This is a genomic window from Pseudomonas sp. H1h, from assembly GCF_000633255.1.
In the GTDB taxonomy this organism is placed as follows: Bacteria; Pseudomonadota; Gammaproteobacteria; order Pseudomonadales; family Pseudomonadaceae; genus Aquipseudomonas.
Window position 1 is genome coordinate 346626 of record NZ_AYMJ01000018.1, and the last position, 17037, is coordinate 363662.

At 62.2% G+C, this 17037-nt stretch carries 18 protein-coding genes; 3 read left to right on the top strand and 15 right to left on the bottom strand.

The genetic code is table 11. The features are described from left to right. Nucleotides 1–116 precede the first annotated feature (116 nt). The 7 genes from U862_RS0117275 to U862_RS0117310 all read right to left on the bottom strand — a co-directional run bounded on the left by U862_RS0117275 (nt 117) and on the right by U862_RS0117310 (nt 6094). Complete coding sequence (locus U862_RS0117275; protein ID WP_003225869.1) at nt 117–533, bottom strand: RidA family protein; 417 nt, start codon at nt 531–533, stop codon at nt 117–119. A gap of 58 nt (nt 534–591) precedes the next feature. Further along, complete coding sequence (locus U862_RS0117280) at nt 592–1911, bottom strand: NAD(P)/FAD-dependent oxidoreductase (protein WP_025111552.1); 1320 nt, start codon at nt 1909–1911, stop codon at nt 592–594. 247 nt (nt 1912–2158) lie between these two features. Further along, on the bottom strand, nt 2159–3622 hold the full coding sequence (locus U862_RS0117285; RefSeq protein WP_025111553.1) for a GDL motif peptide-associated radical SAM/SPASM maturase: 1464 nt from the start codon (nt 3620–3622) through the stop codon (nt 2159–2161). 102 nt (nt 3623–3724) lie between these two features. Continuing rightward, the gene (locus U862_RS0117290) at nt 3725–4303 is read right to left on the bottom strand and encodes a DUF1842 domain-containing protein (RefSeq protein ID WP_025111554.1); all 579 of its coding nucleotides are present in this window, start codon (nt 4301–4303) and stop codon (nt 3725–3727) included. 42 nt (nt 4304–4345) lie between these two features. Beyond that, complete coding sequence (locus U862_RS0117295; protein ID WP_025111555.1) at nt 4346–4963, bottom strand: DUF1842 domain-containing protein; 618 nt, start codon at nt 4961–4963, stop codon at nt 4346–4348. Nucleotides 4964–4997: 34 nt separating this feature from the next. Continuing rightward, entirely contained in the window at nt 4998–5183 is a 186-nt protein-coding gene (locus U862_RS0117300) for a DUF1843 domain-containing protein (protein ID WP_025111556.1), read from the bottom strand. A 680-nt stretch (nt 5184–5863) separates the two neighbouring features. Further along, a complete protein-coding gene (locus U862_RS0117310) occupies nt 5864–6094 on the bottom strand; it encodes a hypothetical protein (RefSeq protein WP_025111557.1) in 231 nt (76 codons plus the stop codon). Between the two features lie 41 nt (nt 6095–6135). Between U862_RS0117310 and U862_RS0117315 the strand changes: the two genes are divergently transcribed. Further along, complete coding sequence (locus tag U862_RS0117315; protein WP_029977701.1) at nt 6136–6504, top strand: lysozyme inhibitor LprI family protein; 369 nt, start codon at nt 6136–6138, stop codon at nt 6502–6504. Nucleotides 6505–6541: 37 nt separating this feature from the next. Here U862_RS0117315 and U862_RS0117320 read toward each other — a convergent pair whose 3' ends face one another. The 7 genes from U862_RS0117320 to U862_RS0117350 form a co-directional block, all read right to left on the bottom strand. Next, a complete protein-coding gene (locus U862_RS0117320) occupies nt 6542–8671 on the bottom strand; it encodes a TonB-dependent receptor domain-containing protein (protein WP_025111559.1) in 2130 nt (709 codons plus the stop codon). A 218-nt stretch (nt 8672–8889) separates the two neighbouring features. After that, a complete protein-coding gene (locus tag U862_RS0117325) occupies nt 8890–10434 on the bottom strand; it encodes a class I SAM-dependent methyltransferase (RefSeq protein WP_025111560.1) in 1545 nt (514 codons plus the stop codon). An 87-nt stretch (nt 10435–10521) separates the two neighbouring features. Next, nucleotides 10522–11385 (bottom strand): GyrI-like domain-containing protein, encoded by an 864-nt coding sequence (locus tag U862_RS0117330; RefSeq protein ID WP_371262581.1) that lies wholly within the window; start codon nt 11383–11385, stop codon nt 10522–10524. Between the two features lie 86 nt (nt 11386–11471). After that, complete coding sequence (locus tag U862_RS0117335; protein WP_025111562.1) at nt 11472–11972, bottom strand: PaaI family thioesterase; 501 nt, start codon at nt 11970–11972, stop codon at nt 11472–11474. A gap of 8 nt (nt 11973–11980) precedes the next feature. Continuing rightward, nucleotides 11981–13138, bottom strand: coding sequence for a GGDEF domain-containing protein (locus tag U862_RS0117340; RefSeq protein WP_025111563.1), 1158 nt, complete (start codon nt 13136–13138; stop codon nt 11981–11983). 107 nt (nt 13139–13245) lie between these two features. Then, entirely contained in the window at nt 13246–14274 is a 1029-nt protein-coding gene (locus U862_RS0117345; RefSeq protein ID WP_025111564.1) for an NAD(P)-dependent alcohol dehydrogenase, read from the bottom strand. A gap of 55 nt (nt 14275–14329) precedes the next feature. Further along, the gene (locus U862_RS0117350; protein WP_025111565.1) at nt 14330–14578 is read right to left on the bottom strand and encodes a hypothetical protein; all 249 of its coding nucleotides are present in this window, start codon (nt 14576–14578) and stop codon (nt 14330–14332) included. 170 nt (nt 14579–14748) lie between these two features. Between U862_RS0117350 and U862_RS0117355 the strand changes: the two genes are divergently transcribed. Both U862_RS0117355 and U862_RS0117360 read left to right on the top strand, forming a co-directional pair. Continuing rightward, nucleotides 14749–15393, top strand: coding sequence for a hypothetical protein (locus U862_RS0117355; RefSeq protein ID WP_025111566.1), 645 nt, complete (start codon nt 14749–14751; stop codon nt 15391–15393). A gap of 87 nt (nt 15394–15480) precedes the next feature. After that, nucleotides 15481–15822 (top strand): hypothetical protein, encoded by a 342-nt coding sequence (locus U862_RS0117360; protein WP_025111567.1) that lies wholly within the window; start codon nt 15481–15483, stop codon nt 15820–15822. Between the two features lie 113 nt (nt 15823–15935). On the opposite strand, the gene U862_RS0117365 is transcribed toward U862_RS0117360, so the two are convergent. Further along, a complete protein-coding gene (locus U862_RS0117365) occupies nt 15936–16934 on the bottom strand; it encodes a zinc-dependent alcohol dehydrogenase family protein (RefSeq protein ID WP_025111568.1) in 999 nt (332 codons plus the stop codon). Nucleotides 16935–17037: the final 103 nt, after the last annotated feature.

A 17037-nucleotide genomic window follows, 5' to 3' on the forward strand; every position in this document is an offset into this window, starting at 1 on the left:
TCCAGGAATTTGTTGTCCTTGCGGGCCTCTTCGCGAGCAAGCCCGCTCCCACAATTGGAATGCATTCCCCTGTAGGAGTGAGCCTGCTCGCGATAGCCGCGACGCGGTCTGCCGACTTACTCGGGAATCACCGCCACCACATCAATCTCCATCAGCCACTGCGGCTGCCCCAGTGCCGACACCACCAGTCCGGTGGAAATCGGGAACACGCCTTTGAGCCACTTGCCGACTTCCTGGTACACCGGCTCGCGGTAGCGCGGGTCGATCAGGTAGGTGGTGGTCTTGACGATGTGGCTCATGTCGCTGCCGGCTTCTTCCAGCAACTGCTTGACGTTGCGCATAGCCTGTTCGGCCTGTGCACGCGGGTCGCCGAGGCCTACCAGATTACCGTCGAAATCGGTGCCGACTTGCCCACGGACATACACGGTGTTGCCGGCGCGCACGGCCTGGCACAGGTCGTTGTCCAGGGTCTGGTTAGGGTAGGTGTCCTTGGTGTTGAACATACGGATGCGGGTGTGGGTTGGCTTGCTCATGTACAGCTCCAGACAGTGGCGGCGACGGTGCACCGGGCACCGCCGCGAAAGAGGGAGGTCAAGCGTCGACGGTGTCGGCGGTTTTCGTGTTGGCGGTCGAATGCAGGGCGGCTTCACGCTGCTCGGCATCTTTGTAGTCGAGGTATTTGCGCTGGGTGGCGATGTGATCGGCCACGTGTTTGGCGTCGTGCCACACGCCCCAGATGAACGACGAACCGCGCCGCGACTGCCATGGCAGCCCGAGGAAATACACCCCCGGCTCGCTGGACACGCCGCGCTGATGCTGCGGTTTGCCCTTGTCATCAAATGCCGCGACCTGCAGCCAGGAATAATCCACGGCGAACCCGGTGGCCCAGATGATCGAGGTGATGCCGGCCTTGGCCAGGTCGAGATCGAGCAGCGGATTTTTCACGCACTCGGGATCCGGATAGGTCTCGCGCGCTTCAGGTTCCTGCGGCAGGTCGAGGCCGTTGCGCTCGATGTAGGCGTCGGCGGCGTCCAGCAGGGCCAGGTAGTTGTCATCGCCGCGTTTGAGGTTGTCGACCAGGTCCTGCTTGAAGGTCACCACGCCGTTGTTGAACGATTCGGTCACGCCGACCAGAGTCATGCCACGATGGGCCAGACCGCGGAAGTCGATGGTGCGCCCACCGTGGGCACCGCTGACGGCGATGGTCACGTGCTCGCGACCGGGTTTCATAGCGGCCTGATCCCACTCGCCGAGCACCCCCAGCCACCAGCAGAAATCACGGTTGCGGTAGGCCCGCGGCGGACGGTCGTGGGCACCGACCGAAAGGTAGACCTGCTTGCCGGAGCGCTGCAATTCATCGGCGATCTGCACACCAGACGAGCCGGCACCGACCACCAGCACCGCGCCGTCGGGCAGTTGCTGCGGATTGCGATAGTCAGCGGAGTGGATCTGCAACAGACGCGGATCTTGCGGGGCGATCGGCGGGATCACCGGACGCTGGAACGGACCGGTTGCCGCCACGACGCGGCTGGCCTCGATCACCCCTCCGGAGGTCTCGACGGTGAAGCCCGGACGGCCGACATTGCGCACGACACTTTTGACTTCGACGCCGGTGCGGATCGGCGCATTGAATTTCTTCGCGTAGGCTTCGAAGTAGTCCGCCACCCGTTCTTTATGGGCGAAACCATCAGGGTCGACGTCATCGAATTCCAGTCCTGGAAAGCGGTCGTGCCACGCCGGACCGTTGGCCACCAACGAGTCCCAGCGTCCGGTGCGCCAGCGTTCGGCAATGCGGCTGCGCTCCAGCACCAGGTGCGGCACGCCGAGTTTGCTCAGGTGCTCGCTCATCGCCACACCGGCCTGTCCGGCCCCCACGACAAGCGTGTCTGTTTTTATTATTTCAGTGGTCATTTCTACATCCTTCCTGGCAAGGCAAGTGGATTCGGATCGCTTCAGGCTTGTCCGTTTTGCTTGCGGTCAGACTAGGCAGGAGGGGGGTATCGGTAAAATATTATTAAGCTGGGATGTGAATACAAATTGCTGAAGCAGAAAGGACAAGCCCAGTAAAACCGTGGCCTGCAGGGCAGGGGGAGGGTTGTCCCGGGCGGGAGAACCCGGGACAGACAGGGAAAATATCTACTGCAAGGGCGCCAGGCGCTCAGTTCAAGTGACTGGGGGCGATGCCCAGCAGCCCGGTCAGCGTGTTCATGATCGCCTGCTGCCGCGCGCGATTGGCCTGATACTCGGCTTCGGCGGTGGCGACATCGGCGTCGCAATGCGGACAGCTGACCTCGTGCGGATAAATGTACTGCAGGCAACTGCGACACAGGCTCAGCTGCGGGGCGATCCGGCCTTGTTCCGGAGACTGCTGACCCTGATTGATCCACGCCAGTTTGACCACCTGGCCGCTGTCACTGACGCTGCTGACCTTCTCGCCGGTGTCGATGCGTTCGGTGATCAGGTCGAAACGGCCGACTGCAAATGATTTCTGCGCGGCTTCCTCGACCTTGACGATGCGCTCGCGCAGTCCACGCTTTTGCAGTTCCAGCGTTCGGTAATGGCAGTAGGGGTTGTTGCCGGGTTTGCCGAGCAGTGAGTGCGAGGTCCAGGTACAACCGCCGCGACAGACATCGTTGTAATAACAGCCGCGACAGTAACCCCACATATCATCCACCGAGCGCAAACGGCCGAAATGCATGCCTTCGCTGTAGTGCCAGATGTCGTGCAGGCTCATGTTGCGCACATTGCCTCCGGAGAAACCGACGGTTGCCAGGGACGGGCAGCCCTTGACCGTGCCGTCAGCTTCCAGCGCCAGCACCGTCTGGCCGGCGGCGCAACCGGTCCAGTGCACACGTTCGTCACCGAAGCCGCGCCACAGGTGTTCATACGGTCCGTAATAACCGATGTTGTTGCCGACGTTCATCAGCAGGCCACGGTCGACGCCTTCGCGATACAGCCGTGCCAGCAACGGCATCACGTCCAGCAGTTGATAGGGTTGCAGCAGCAACTCCGGATGATCCACCGCGTTACCCATGGCCACGGTGATCTGGATCTGCCAGTGGGTGGCGCCGAGTTCGATGATGGTGTCCATCAGCGCCGGCAAGTCCGGCAGTGTGGCGGCGCCGATCTGGGTATTGACGCTCACCGCCAGCCCCGCGGCCTTGGCCCGGCGCAGGGTGTCCACGGCCTTGTCGAACGAGCCGGGTACGTTGCGCACCGCGTCGTGGAGCGGCGCCAGGCCGTCCAGGGAAATGCCCACGCCGTCGAGCCCGGCATCGACCGCCGCCTGCATTTTCGCCGGCGTCAGATTGCGTCCGCCGGTCTGGATCGCGCAGTACATGCCGTGGTCGTGAATGGCTTTGATCAGTTGCGTCCAGTCCTTGCGCAGATAGGCTTCGCCGCCGATCAGGGTGATCTCGCGGGTGCCGAGCGCGGCCAGCGCGTCGATGACGTCCAGGCACTCGCGGGTGTTGAGTTCGTCAGGCCGTCGATGCCCTGCGCGGGAGCCGCAATGCAGGCATTTCAAGTCGCAGGCCAGGGTGATCTCCCAGACTACGTGCACCGGCACATAGCGTTTGAGATCGGTGTCGCTGAGGTAACGGGCGGGGCGCACGTCTGACATGGGAAATCCTTGCGCACAATCCTGTGCGCGCTACGAAGGGATTGACCGCGGTTGAACAAGCCCCGGGCAAGATCCGTTGCGATCTCGCCCGGGGCTTACCGGTTAGCGCGCTTCCAGTCGCGCGATTTCCGCTTTCAAATGCTCAAGGGCACTGCGCAATGCACCTTCGTGCGCCACTTGTTGCTCGGCCTGTTGCACCACGATTTTGAGCTGCGCCAGATCGCCGCTGGTCTGCGCCTGCTGCACAGCCACGGCGTACAGCGGCTGCGGATGTGGCCCCGGATGCGGCTGCTCGTTGGGAGCCTGATGCACTGCAACGTGTTTCACTTCGTGCCACTGGCCCTGTTCTTCGTAGCGATAATCGACAAAGCCGCTGGCCCAGTCGCTGCCCAGAATGCCTCTGAGGTGGAACGTCTGGGCAATCTGGCTGAGCGGGCCGCTCGGGCCGCCGTCGAGGGTGAGGATGATGTGGTTCTCGATGTTGGCCGTCAGCTTGGTTTCGGAAAAGCTGCCCCAGACCTGCGCCCGGTAATTGACCGTCGGCCAAGTGGCTTGGAACACGCTGGCGATCCCGCTGACACGCTTGTGCGCGGTATCGACCAGCAGATCAAGGGTCAGAACCGGTGCGCCCGGCAGTGCATTGCTGATGCTGAGACGGGTGTGAAAAAGTCCGATCGACATGGTGCTACTCCCTAAAATGAATGGCGGATCAAGTGGCCTGACTCAGCGGCTCTGCAGCCGGCTGACTTCTTTCTTCGCCGCTTCCAGTGCGCTCTGCAGTTGCGGTTGCTGGTCCAGCTGCTGCTGGGCGAGTTTGGCCAGATTCTTCATCTGGGCCAGGTCACCGCTGGCGATTGCGCTCTGAATCGGCGCGGCGTACAGCGGCAGGGTTGGCGGGTGCGGATTGATCACAGGGCCTGGGTTGTACGGTGATGGCAGCGATTCCTGCAGATGCGCCGGGGCGTTATTGACCTCGTGCCAGCGTTGACCATCGAAGTAGCGATAGTTGGCGACGCCTTCGCGCCAGTCGGTACCCACCACCAGACGCACATCGAAGTTATTGATCGAGTTGGACCCCGGGCCGCCGTGATTGCCTTGGGCGGTCACGAGGATTTTGCTGACCCCGGGCGACATCACGGTGAGGTAGGTGTACTCGCCCCAGACGTCTGAATGCACGTCGAGTGGCGGATTGGTTGCCTGGGTGATCGCTGCAGTACCGTTGACCTTCGTATTGGGTGTCGAGACCAGCAGGTGCAGTACCAGCGTCTGCGCACCGGGCGCGCCGGTGCCGATGCGGTAGCTCACCGGAAACAGGCCGACATTTTCAGTAGAACCGGACATGTTGTTTGCCTCCATTGCAATGTGATTGATGGCTTCAGGACTTTTCGTGCCTGGAAACTTCCCTGGCCAGGTTTTCGTACGCGTCTTTCAGGTCTTGCGCTTCAGGTTTGCTGGTGTCGCGTTGTTGCAACAACGTCTTCATGTGCTGCACATCGCCTTGTTTGATCGCACTTTGAATGGCGACCCCGTAAGGCGGGATGTTGGCCGTTGAACGGGTCATAACGAGGTTTTCCTCATCCGTGCTGCAGAACCGCCCCTGGTGAAGGGGCGCCTTACCTGACAGACAGGCAGCCTCTGCCTGCAAGAACACCGGCAAGCGGCGTTCTCGGCGAGCGAGCAACCTGATCCGTCGGGATCTGATCAAGTGGTATTTTCAGTTTGCCCAGCATCGGCGCGCAGACACCGGCGCTGGCGCGCGAGTTCTCAGCCGAAGCCGCCGGGCTGGGCTTTCGGAGCGTCGCGCGTGGCCTGTCGCAGTGACAGGCGAGAGGAATTGACCGGTACGTTGTTCATCTTTCTGTCCTTGATAGAACACAACGAAACGCAGGGATCAGTGGTGCGCTCGGCTAGAGCGCAGAGGGAACCGCAAGCACAAAAACCATCCCTGATTTCTTTTCCAGTGCCGCTACGGGCGAGCGTCTGTCTGACGTTCGCGGGTCGCTGGCATATCGCCAGCCACGCAACCCTAGATCCGATTTCGCAGGCCTGCCAGAGAAAGCGCCGAACGGTCGTGCGCGGGACATTGACGGTAAACCGGGCGTGCTCGCTCAAGGCCTCCAAGCCTTTGAGCGGACACGGTTATCGGTAGGACAGAAAGGAGCACACAACGGATGGATTCATTGGCAATAAGCAATGCACTCGCCAGGTATATTCGAGCAGCGCTGTCCGGTGCTGGGCGAACTAATTGCCGTCGGCAACCTTGCGTTCGATCGCATCGGTCTTACGCTTGAGTTCCTCGGCCTCCTGTTCCTTGGTGCGGATCGAGGTTGGCGTAATCACCTCGTCCACGGCCCTGGTGTTGTCGTCGCTGTCCTGCAGATCGCGGCGAACGACATCCACCGGTTTGCCCGCCGCGTCGAGCGGTGGTGCGTTGTGAGGGGTTGCAGGCTTGCTGTCATCGGTACTTTTCATTTTTCATACCTCCATTGGCTTACCACGTTGGATACGACGACATGACGCGAGTTCGAGAAATTTCATCGGTGATCGGCGCGCTGCTCGGCGCCGGTTTGCTGCTGGCCGCCGATATGGCACGCGCCGCCAGCTTCGATTGCGCCAAGGCCAAGGCCGCGGACGAAAAAGCGGTCTGCGCCAATCGCGCGCTGAACGATCTGGATGTGACCATGGGCGAGCTGTTCAGCCTCGACAAACGCCTGCTGCCGATGGGCGGGCGCGACGCCTTGATCGGCGAGCAACAGGCCTTTCAGAAAAGCCGCAAGGCCTGTGGCGCCAAGGTCGGTTGTCTGACGGATCTGTATCAGCGGCGGGTCGAGGCTCTGCGCAATATCATCGAGACGCGGGTGATGACGCAGGGGCCGTTCTGACCCGCTGCATGCCTTGAGTGATGGTCAGCTCATGCGGTCAGAGCAAGCTCCACGACACCCCGACATAAACCCCCAATCCTTCACCCGGCGTAGACCGCGCCGCGTCCTGGCCCTTGTCGTCATACCCCGGAGTGACCGTCGCGGCGTAGTGCTGGTTGGTCAGGTTGCGCAGGTCCAGCCAGGTTTGCCAGTCGTTTTTCGGCGCGTTGTAGCCGACGCTGGCGCCGAACAGCGCGTAGGGATCGGCGTAGTAGCTGTTGGCGTAATCCACCGCGACTTTGGACACCAGTTGCGTATTGACCGCCGCGAAGAAGCCTTGCGGCCAGTCGTGGCGCAGTTCGCCCTGGTAGTAGTGCATCGGCAGGCCGGGCAGGCGGTTGTCGCCGAAACGCTCATCGTCGCGGTAATGGAAGTCGCTGAAGGTGTAAGCCTGGCGCAGGCTCAATTTGCGCCCGTCGGCGGCTGACCACAGGGTGCTTTGCAGGCTGGCTTCCACGCCTTGATGCACGGTGGGGCTGGCGTTGAGTTCGTAAGGCGTGACAGCGTTGGCGTCCGGCAGCACCGAAAGCAGTTCGTGGCGCACCTGCGCGTAGTACCACGCCAGGCTCCACTGGCCGATTGCGCTGTCGCCACGCCCGCCGAGTTCGAGGGTGGTGGCGGTCTGGTTTTGCAGTTTGATCGGGTCGCTCTGGGTGCCGGTCGCCGCACCGTTGCCGGCCGGGAAGCGGATGTTCGAGCTGTAGATCAGCGACCACGGATGCGGTGCCTCGACCGAACGGCTGAGGTTGCCGAACAATTGCAGGTCCGGCGTGAGCTGATAGCGAAAGCCCAGGCGCGGTGCGTAGTCCCAGTCGCTCAGGCTGGTCTTGCCGCCGCTTTGCGGGTAGGTGACGGCGCTTTCGCGGCGGGTATAGATAGCGGCGAGACCGGTCGTCAGCCACAGGTCATCGGCGATTTCCAGGTCGTTGCCAACGTGCAGAACCGTGTCCGAACCCTGATAGGTGAAGTTACGCATGCGGGTGCCAGGCGCATAGCCGGCGGTGTTACCGCTGGGGATGCGCACGAACTCGCTGGCGCCGTCATTGGGCAGGTGTTTGGTGGTGCGCAGGCCGACGGTGCTGCGGCTTTCCAGACCGAAAATGCTGTCGCGGCGCTTGTAATCGAAGGTGCCGCTGACGTCGGTGTAGGCCACTTTCAGCCGGTTCGGGCCTTCGCGCAGGTCCATCGGGTAGTCGTGGTAGACCAGCCCGGTCTGAATACTCGAATCATCATCGATGTAGTAGGTGGTCTTGTTGCCGATGAAGGTGCTGCCCGGTTGCTTGCGGCTGTCGTCGCGCGACACGTAGGCCGGGTTGGCCGCTCGCGGGTCGTGCTCGATCGAGTGCTTGGTCACGCGCCCGGCGAGGTCGTTGTCGGTCTGCCGGTAGCGGAAATAGAAACGGGTTTCCAGGTTCGGGTTGAAGCGATAGCCGAAATTGGCGATCACCCCCTGACTGTCGCTGGCGGTGTGATCCTGATAGCCGTCGGCGTTCGAATCGGTCAACGACACGTAGTAGTCGAAGTCGCCCAGCACCTGCCCGGAGCTGACCTGACGCTGCTGATAACCATGGCTGCCGGTGACGTAGCGCACCTGCAATTTCGGCGCGTCGTAACCGGTGTGGCTGACGTAATCGATGGCGCCGCCCAGCGCCAGAGCGCCCCGATCGAAGCCGTTGGCGCCGCGCAGCACCTCCACATGGTCGAGCCACAGCGGTTCGAGCAATTCGTAGGGCGTGCCGCCCGGGCCGGTCAGCGGCAGGCCGTCGAGCATGGTGTACAGCCCCGAAGCATGAGCGCCGGGTGCACGGTTGATTCCCGAGCCACGGATCGAGATCTTCACCCCCTCATTACCCGCCGACTGCGCGTAGACCCCCGGCTGATACGCCAACACGTCCTGATTGCTCGCGACCCGACCTTGCAGCGGCTGGCGCAGGTCGACCACGTTGGTGCCGCCGGGCACCTGCGCAAGGCGCGCCTCGGCCTCGGCCACGGAGGCATCGGCGCCGCTCTGTTCCTCGGCCGAAATCAGCACCTGGCCCAATTCCATGCCTTTGGGTTCCTCGGCCATGGCCGGGCAGGCGAGGGCGAGGCTCAACAGGGCAGTGGGCAGGGATTTTGACGCGGGCATCGAGGAACTCCAGACAGGAACGGGCAATGAACAGTGCGACGCAAGAAGGAACGATGGAAACACATGGCAATTTTGCTTCTTTGCCGGGGCGCGGGGCGAGGCAAGCGGTGTGGCTGCTCAGATGACGGCACTCAGAGCGGTAAACGCAGACGACTGGCGCTTTCGATGGCGGCCAGTCGCCCGGGTTGCCTGCGCGTCAGTCGCTGCGCAGGCAAGGATCAAGCAATTTTCAACGCCTGGAGAATGCCCAGCGATGTCTCGGCAAATGCCTGGGCCTGCTCAGTCAGTTCGGCAAGGTTTTCTGCGGCGGTGAGCAGCGGCTGATCACCTTTGAGCAGCGCTTCGCCTTGGGCACTGATGACGCCCCACGCCAACTCTGCCCATTCGCCTGGATGCGTCATGCCTTGCTTGAGCGCAATCAGGAACAACTGCTGGAAGCGGCCGACCGGCACGCCACCGCCGGTAACCGGGCTGGCCAGCACCTGAATGTTGCTGTTGAACAGCGCACGCTTGCACAGTTGCAGGTTGAGGGTGTTGCAACGCTCCTGCACCTGTCGTTCGGCGGCTTCGCTCTGGCACGGCGCAACAACGCCCATGCCAATCAGCACGGTGACGGCCTGCAACAGATCGTCATACGAAACGGAGCCGACCGCCATCAACAATTGCTGCAGGGTTTTCGGCTGGCAGGCGTTGGCGGCGAGCGCTGCGAGCACCGGACTGTAAATCTCCGCTTGCAGCGCAGCCTCGCCCGCCGGACCGGTCACCGTGCCCGGAATGCTTTCAACGGTCTGCAACAGGGCAAAGCGGGTCCTCAGCAGGCCGTCACGGTGCTCGGCGGCAGACAGCCGATTGGCGCCGCGGATGTACAGGTCCCGACGGAAATTCTGATTGACGAAGTAGTCACGCGCTTGCTCGCGCATGACCGGATGCTCGATGCCCTCGAGAAAGTCCATGCCTTCTGCGCTCAGGTTCAGCGGGGCCACGGTATCCAGCGGCACGGCGGTCGCGGCGTAGTCCAGTTTGGCTGCGGTCATGGCGTCGACCACGTCAGTGAAATACATGCAGTTCCAGTCGCGGTTGAAATACTCATGGGCCACGTACTGACGATTCTGGCCCTTGATGCTGTTCAACTGGGCGCCCAGGCTCGGCGCTGCGTGGGCATATTTCGGATTGGCCGCCAGCAGCGCTTCGGAAAACTGCAGTGCGGCATCGATGCGTTTGGCCGGGCTGGTAGAAATCTGGCTGGCAAAGCGGTTGTGCAGGCTGAACAGATTGCGCAATGGCGCCGAAGGCGACCAGCCCGGGAAGCAGTTGTAGCTGACATACAACAGGCCCCCCGGCTTGAGGTGGCGACGGGCGAACTCGACGATCAGTTGCTGATTATCCCGGCTGACCCACGTCCAGATGCCATGCAGGCTGATGCTGTCGAACGCCGGCAGATCATCGCGGGCCAGCAGTTGCTCGAAACTGTCATCGTACAGCTGCGCCTGGCTGTTCCAGTCGTTGGCCAGAGCGATGGCATGCGCCGCCTGGGACGGCGTGAAGTCCGTGCCGACGTAGTTTCCCGGGTTGGCGGCGGCGTGGATGTTGATCGAGACGCCCTGACCGAAGCCCAGCTCGCAGTGATAGCCGCCGGCATTTTCCAGCGTGGCAAAGCCACGCAACAACAGACAAAAGCGCTGGAACACCGGGTTGATTTCCCGGCTGTACGAGTAGGTGTAGCCCTCGTCGGTGAAATACCCTTCGTTCCAGGCATTGCTCATGTGTACATCCTTTAGTTCGAGAGAAAGAGCCGCTCTTATAAGGGGTTGGCATTGCACACGACAAGCGGAAAAACACCTCGGCGGCTCTTACGATTGCAACGGCACGTACACGTCCGTTTGCCACTGCTCCTGCGGCGTCTGCGGATACACGCTCAGGTAATGGAAAAACAGCGGATGATCGCGCAATTCCTCGCCGCTGGTTGGCAGCCAGTCGCGGTAGATCGGGTAGATCGTTTCGCCGATGTGATCCGGTGAACCCACGTGTCGTACCACCACACAACGACCGCCGGGAATGACCATTTCGCGCACGCCGAACGTATTGGGTGTGACGGCCTGGTCAATCTCACCGCAAATGGCAAAGCGAAAATCCTCCGCGGGTGTGGTGTCGGGATTGTTGTAGGGAATGCCGAAGGTGCGACTCGACGCCACGGGCGACTGCCCGCTGTGCATGCGCCACGCAATGAATCTCTGCACGCTTTGCTGAACCTCACCCGGCGAGCCGCAATGCTCAAGTGCGGCGACCCGTACGGTTGGGAAATCGATGATTCTGGTGTGCATGATGACGCTCCTGGAAAAGTGAGGGATGGCGAACACCGCATTCCAGGTCTGCCAGTTCGGCTGCTTCCTGAAGGCACTCGGCGTCATGCCGAAGTCGCGCCTGAACGCTCGGCTGAACGCTTCCGGACTCTCGAACCCGGCGTCAGACGCGGCGTCGAGTATCGAGTGCTCCGGTTGCGCGGCCAGCCGATGCGCCGCTCGGCGCAATCGCATCAGCTGCACGTAGCGCGAGACCGGCACGCCGACGAAGGCGCTGAATTGCCGATGGAAGTGAAACACCGAAAAGTTCGCCACCTGACTCAACGTACTCACCGACAAGTCGTCCTCGAGATGGGCCTCGATATAGGCGAGCACGGCGTTGAAACGTCGGGTGTAGGCGAAGTGGATCGGCAGCTCGGACACGGGTTGGAAACTCCTGGGAAGTGCGGTCTGCGATAGCTTCTGCGTTTTCGACAGGGTCGCGCCTAGCCGCGTTTGCTCTATGCCTGTCGCCCGTGAGCAGCGTCTGCCAGTTGCCCGGTATCGATTCGCACAAACACCGAATCGCCAATCGCCGTCAGCACATCCCCGGCGTACACCTCGCAGATCACCCGCGTCTTGCGCCCGACCTCGCCCTCGACCTTGGCGCGCAAGGTCAGTGGCACGCCCATTGGTGTGGGTTTGATGAACTTGATGCCGAGGTTGCCGGTCACGCAGTCGATACGCGGCAGGCTGCCCGGTGCACGCTGTTCGTTACGATAGTGCCAGGCCATCGCCGTCCAGTTGGAATGGCAATCGACCAGCATCGCCAGCAAGCCGCCGTACACCAGATCCGGCCAGCCGCAGTATTTGTCGTCCGGCAGGTGTTCGGCCATGACGTGCACGCCGTCTTCGTGCCAGAAGCTTTTCACGTGCAGCCCGTGCGGATTGCGGCCGCCGCAGCCGTAGCAGACGCCTTCGGGGGCGGCGAGGTCTTGCAGGGGAGTGTCGAAACAGGGCATGGGTCTGGTCATCCTGAAGGGGTGAGTCCGGTCAGGCGCAGGCGGTTGCGTCCGCCGCGCTTGGATTCGTAGAGTGCGGCATCGCCTTGCTCAATCAGTGCTGCGAGGCTGGCTGGCGGCTTGTTGAACAGGGTGGCGCCGATGCTCAGCGTCACTGGCTCCGAGGTCGGGAATGCCTGAATGGCGCTGCGCTGAAACTGATCGCGCAGGGTGTCGCCGAGGGCGACGATGCGTTCACTCGGCGCGTTATTCAGCAATATCACGAACTCGTCTCCGCCCAGTCGGGCGGCCAGTGCGCCGTCGGGTGATTCGGCACGGATCATCTCGCTCAAGGCCACCAGCAGGCGGTCGCCGGCAGTGTGGCCGTACTGGTCGTTGACCAGTTTGAAGTTGTCGATATCGATCAGCAGCAGCGCTCCGGGTTGCTGCGCAGAGACGTCCCTCAGCAGGCGCGGGGCGCGCACGTCGAGGGCGCGGCGGTTGAAAAGGGCGGTCAGCGGATCACGGGCGGCCAACCGGGCGATCTGCTCTTCGCGCCGGTAGCGTTCGGTTCCGGTCATCGACAGCGCGATCAGCATGATCGCCATCGCGCCTTCGACCAGCGAGATCTGGATGATTTCGCCACGGAACGCGGCCAGATCAATCAGAGTCCCGGGGATCATCACCGTCAGGGCCTTGGCCACATAGAAAATACCGTGGCCCAGCAACACGTAGCGCAGTTGCACCGCGCCGACGCTCAGCGATTTGCCATGCGGACGCAGCAGCAGACTGGCCTTGAGCGTCGAGGCGGCCACCAGCAGCGAGTTGGCGGCCAGCATCACCTTCGACCACAGCGGCCCGTCCGGCAGCAGCAACATCACCAGCCAGGTGACGAAGATCAGGTACCAGGCCCGGGACAGCCGAATCCGGGTGAAGCGCGCCACCCCCAGCAGAAACAGGAAATGGGCGGTCACCAGCAGGCCGTTGGCGAACCAGATGCCGATCAGCAAAAAGCCGTTGCTGCGCAGCAGGGCCAAGGTGGAACCGACGGTAATCGTGGCGAAACCGGCGCTCCACAACAGCAGCGAAGGCTCACGAATACTGCGCCACTCGACCGCCAGGTAGAGCGCGGCAGCGGCCGCTAGAGCGATCGAGATGGTCAGCATCGTTGGTGGATCGAGCGGCATTTCTTGAAGAGCCTGTCTGAAGTTCGGTTAGACCGGCGATTGTAAGCGTTTGGGCCTGTTTTGGCAGGAGCGGCGGCGTCTGCACGGACAGGCGCCGCACGGTTTCGTTACTGGCTGGCGTCGAGCACCACGCGATAGCGCGCCTTGCCGCTGCGCAGATGGTCGACCGCCTCGTTGACCTTGCTCATGGGAAACATCTCGACCTGCGGCAGAATCTGATGCCGGGCGCAGAATTCGAGCATGGTTGCCATCGTCCCGGGCGAGCCGACCGGGGAGGCGGACAGGGATTTCTGCTGCGGGATCAGGTCGAACACATGCACCGGAATCGCGCTGGGCACGATGCCGACAAAATGCAGCCGGCCGTTGCCGCGCAGGGTGGCGAGCATCGCCGTCCAGTCAAGGTCGGCGTTGGCGCTGATCAGCAAGAAGTCCAGGGTACCGGCAATCGCTTTCAGCGCATTGCTGTCAGTCGAGGCGACCACGTTGTGCGCGCCGAGACGCCGGGCTTCGTCCTGTTTGTTCAACGACGAGGTAAACGCGGTGACTTCGCAGCCCCAGGCGTTGAGAAAGCGCAGCGCCAGATGACCGAGGCCGCCGATACCGACCACGCCGACGCGGTCGGTGGGTTTGACGCCGAACTGCAGCAACGGGTTGAACACGGTGGAGCCGGCGCAGAACAGCGGGCCGACCATGGCCGGATCAAGATTGGCGGGCACCGGAATTGCCCATGCCCAGTGCGAGCGCAAACGGTCAGCGAAGCCGCCGTGGCTGCCGATGATGGTCGGTTGGGCGGTGCCGCACAGCTGTTGCGAGCCGCTGATGCAGGATGAGCAGTGCATGCAACTGCCCTTGTACCAACCGATGCCGACGCGCTGGCCCAGTTCGAGACCGCGCACCTGCGGACCCACGCGCACGATTTTGCCGACCACCTCGTGGCCCGGCACGAACGGGTAGCGGCTGATGCCCCAGTCGTTGTCGATCAGTGACTGATCGGAGTGGCAGACGCCGCAGTATTCCACCGCGACTTCCACGTCCTCTGCGCCCAACGGACCGGGGTCGTAGCGGTAGCGTTCCAGCGGGGCGCCGGCAGCGGTGGCGGCCCAGCCGTTGAAAGTTGCAGGTTCGGTGTTGCTCATGGGGACACCTCCGGTTCGACTGACGGGACATTGGCAGCCCGGCAAGTCTAGTCGGTCATGGCGCCGGCGCGAGCCAGGTGTCGACGACCCGTCGATCCAGTTCTTCCCAGTAGGCCATGCCCAATACCCGTGTGGTGTTCAGCCCGCGCAGGTAGCCGCGCAGCTGATTGGCGGTGTCACGCTTGAGCTTCGCATCGGTGATGCCTTTGTCCAGCAACACGCTTTCGTACTGCACCAGATATTCGGCCACCCGCTCGCGAAAGTCGGGCAAGACCGCGTCGCGGATCAGGTCAAAGGTTCTCAAATCGGCTACCTCACTGTTGTTCTGGTCGTTGTGGATGAGTGTGTACCTGTCTTTATCGTGCGCAACTATCGCTAGAAGTAATAGTGACCATCACGAAACGCAAGTTCAGCTTTGTATGCAATAGGCGGAAAATTGCCTTCATTGAACACGCAGCTCAAGGAAATTGCGCGATGAAGACACTGACCCGACTGGCGCTGATCGCCCTGCTGATGGGCGGGGTGATGACCACCGCACCGTCTTTCGCAGACGACGCCTGTGCGTGTCATCTTCAACCGATCGCCGGCAGTGTCGCGACGTTGCAGCATTCGCAGAGCGTGGGTGTGCTGTACAGCGAAAACACCCGGGAAAACCTGCAGTACCTGACGCGTTACCACGACATGGCGCTGCACGGGGCCAAGGATGCGCTGGACTCGCAGATTCGCGCGGCCTTTGTGCGCAGCTCTGATCCGGAGCTGGCGATCGACTGGTTGCTCAGCTCGCTGCAGCGCCAGTTCATGTCAGTGACTGTCTACGACAACCTCGATGCGCTGATTCAGGCACATCCGGACATCGTGGTGAAACTCGACACCTTCAACCGCTTGCTGACCCAGCAGAACAGCCTGTTCGAAGCGCACTTCATCGCGCGTTTCTACGACGCCGACCTGCAGTACATCGGCAAGGCCGAAGGCTCCGTCGAGAAACAGATCCCGTCGGTCTGGGTACACGACAAGGCGGCGCATGAGATTGCCGCGCAGATCGAGAAACAACGTGACCTGCAACTCAATGCCTTGAAGCAGTTCGATGCCTCGCTCAAGGCGTTGGTGGCTTCAAGCTGAAAACTCAAAAACATAAAGGGCAGAGGCGGCGCCGTGACGCTGGACCACTGCCAGTTGAACCGAACCTTTATTTTCAGGATTACACCGATGCGTTCTTTATTTGCCCCGACCCTGGCCGTTGCCACGCTGCTGCTCGCCGGTTGCGCTTCCGCGCCGAATGACCCGACGCTGACCTTGCAGACCAGCAAGACCCCGGCGCAGTACGCCGATTGCGTGGTGCCGAAGCTGCAGCTCAGTGCGCTGAACCCGACTGTCTCGCAAACGCAGCGCAGCTACCGGATCGTGGTACCGAGCAAGGTCTCGGCGGACAACGTGCTGGAAGCCTACAAGGCCGGCAGCGGCGGCAAGGTGTTCATCTACGAGCGCCACTTGCTGGCCTCCAACTTCCTGCCATCAAGCTTTGAACGCGCCGCCCAGGATTGCCTCTGACCCAGGCTTGCGAACTGTTTTGACCGCGCTCCTTTGGTTGGCCGCAACCAACCAATCCTTTGCCCCGCACCTCATTCGGTTGCGGGGCTTTTTTTTCCCTGATTTTTTGCCGCTCAGGCGACGTCGATCACCACCTTGCCAATCGCCGTGCCCTGTTGCACCGCATCGTGTGCCTGTCGCGCCTGACTGAGGCTGAAGCGTTCAGCGTGCATCAACGGCTTGACCTTGCCTTCCTCGATCAACCGCGTGGCGTAACCGAGGATTTCCGCGTGGTGCTTGCGCCCGACCCCGGTGAGCATCGGCAGCAACACGAAAATACCCGACAGCGTCGCACTGCGCAGCGAACCGGTGGCCAGGTTGTGGGTGCCGAACGCCGCGCAACTGCTGACGTGGCCGTAGAGGCGGATCGCTGCGAACGCATCATCCAGGCTCTGGCCGCCGACAGTGTCGTAGATCACGTCAAAACCCTTGCCGTCGGTGAATTGGTTTACGTACTGCTCGACCGGCACGCTTTTATAGTCGATGGCGGTGGCGCCGTAGCCTTCGACAATCGCACGTTTGCCCGGCGACACCGTGGCGAACACTTCAGCGCCCAAGGCCGCAGCAATTTGCACCGCCATGTGCCCGACACCGCCCGCGCCACCTTGCACCAACACCTTCTGACCGGCCTTGACGTGCGCGCGGTCGACCAGACCTTCCCACGCCGTGAGGAACACCAGCGGCACTGCTGCCGCCTCTCGGAACCCGAGATTCTTCGGCTTGAGCGCCACCAGGTCGGCATCCACCGCCAGGTATTCGGCCAGCGACCCCGACAGGCCGCGCACGCCGCCGACCATGCCGAACACCTCGTCACCCACTGACAGGTGGCTGACGTTGGCGCCGACCGCTTCAATCACGCCGGCCATGTCAGTTCCGAGAATCGCTGGCAGCTGCGGCATGGCGTACGGTGCGTTGCCGGTGCGGATCTTGTAGTCGATGGGGTTCACGCCACTGGCCACGATGCGCACCAGTACCTCGTTGGCTTGCGGCACCGGGCGTTCGATCTGTGCTTCGCGAAAGCTGCTGTCGGCGTAGTCATCAAGGATCAACGCGCGGATGGTGGATTGGCTCATTACAACGCCTCGCTGTCATTTCAAGGAAAGGGGCCATGGTGGAACCTGCTGCCGGATTTGTCGACCCGATGCGTTTGGCTGTTACTCAGCGTAGTCGGCCCGT

What these genes read in the sequence shown, in the direction of transcription:
- U862_RS0117365 (WP_025111568.1), bottom strand. Translation starts at nt 16,934, where the DNA reads ATGAGCCAATCCACCATCCGCGCGTTGATCCTTGATGACTACGCCGAC.
- U862_RS0117335 (WP_025111562.1), bottom strand. Translation starts at nt 11,972, where the DNA reads ATGCCCTGTTTCGACACTCCCCTGCAAGACCTCGCCGCCCCCGAAGGC.
- U862_RS0117300 (WP_025111556.1), bottom strand. Translation starts at nt 5,183, where the DNA reads ATGACCCGTTCAACGGCCAACATCCCGCCTTACGGGGTCGCCATTCAA.
- U862_RS0117295 (WP_025111555.1), bottom strand. Translation starts at nt 4,963, where the DNA reads ATGTCCGGTTCTACTGAAAATGTCGGCCTGTTTCCGGTGAGCTACCGC.
- U862_RS0117315 (WP_029977701.1), top strand. Translation starts at nt 6,136, where the DNA reads ATGACGCGAGTTCGAGAAATTTCATCGGTGATCGGCGCGCTGCTCGGC.
- U862_RS0117340 (WP_025111563.1), bottom strand. Translation starts at nt 13,138, where the DNA reads ATGCCGCTCGATCCACCAACGATGCTGACCATCTCGATCGCTCTAGCG.
- U862_RS0117310 (WP_025111557.1), bottom strand. Translation starts at nt 6,094, where the DNA reads ATGAAAAGTACCGATGACAGCAAGCCTGCAACCCCTCACAACGCACCA.
- U862_RS0117275 (WP_003225869.1), bottom strand. Translation starts at nt 533, where the DNA reads ATGAGCAAGCCAACCCACACCCGCATCCGTATGTTCAACACCAAGGAC.
- U862_RS0117355 (WP_025111566.1), top strand. Translation starts at nt 14,749, where the DNA reads ATGAAGACACTGACCCGACTGGCGCTGATCGCCCTGCTGATGGGCGGG.
- U862_RS0117280 (WP_025111552.1), bottom strand. Translation starts at nt 1,911, where the DNA reads ATGACCACTGAAATAATAAAAACAGACACGCTTGTCGTGGGGGCCGGA.
- U862_RS0117290 (WP_025111554.1), bottom strand. Translation starts at nt 4,303, where the DNA reads ATGTCGATCGGACTTTTTCACACCCGTCTCAGCATCAGCAATGCACTG.
- U862_RS0117320 (WP_025111559.1), bottom strand. Translation starts at nt 8,671, where the DNA reads ATGCCCGCGTCAAAATCCCTGCCCACTGCCCTGTTGAGCCTCGCCCTC.
- U862_RS0117325 (WP_025111560.1), bottom strand. Translation starts at nt 10,434, where the DNA reads ATGAGCAATGCCTGGAACGAAGGGTATTTCACCGACGAGGGCTACACC.
- U862_RS0117285 (WP_025111553.1), bottom strand. Translation starts at nt 3,622, where the DNA reads ATGTCAGACGTGCGCCCCGCCCGTTACCTCAGCGACACCGATCTCAAA.
- U862_RS0117360 (WP_025111567.1), top strand. Translation starts at nt 15,481, where the DNA reads ATGCGTTCTTTATTTGCCCCGACCCTGGCCGTTGCCACGCTGCTGCTC.
- U862_RS0117345 (WP_025111564.1), bottom strand. Translation starts at nt 14,274, where the DNA reads ATGAGCAACACCGAACCTGCAACTTTCAACGGCTGGGCCGCCACCGCT.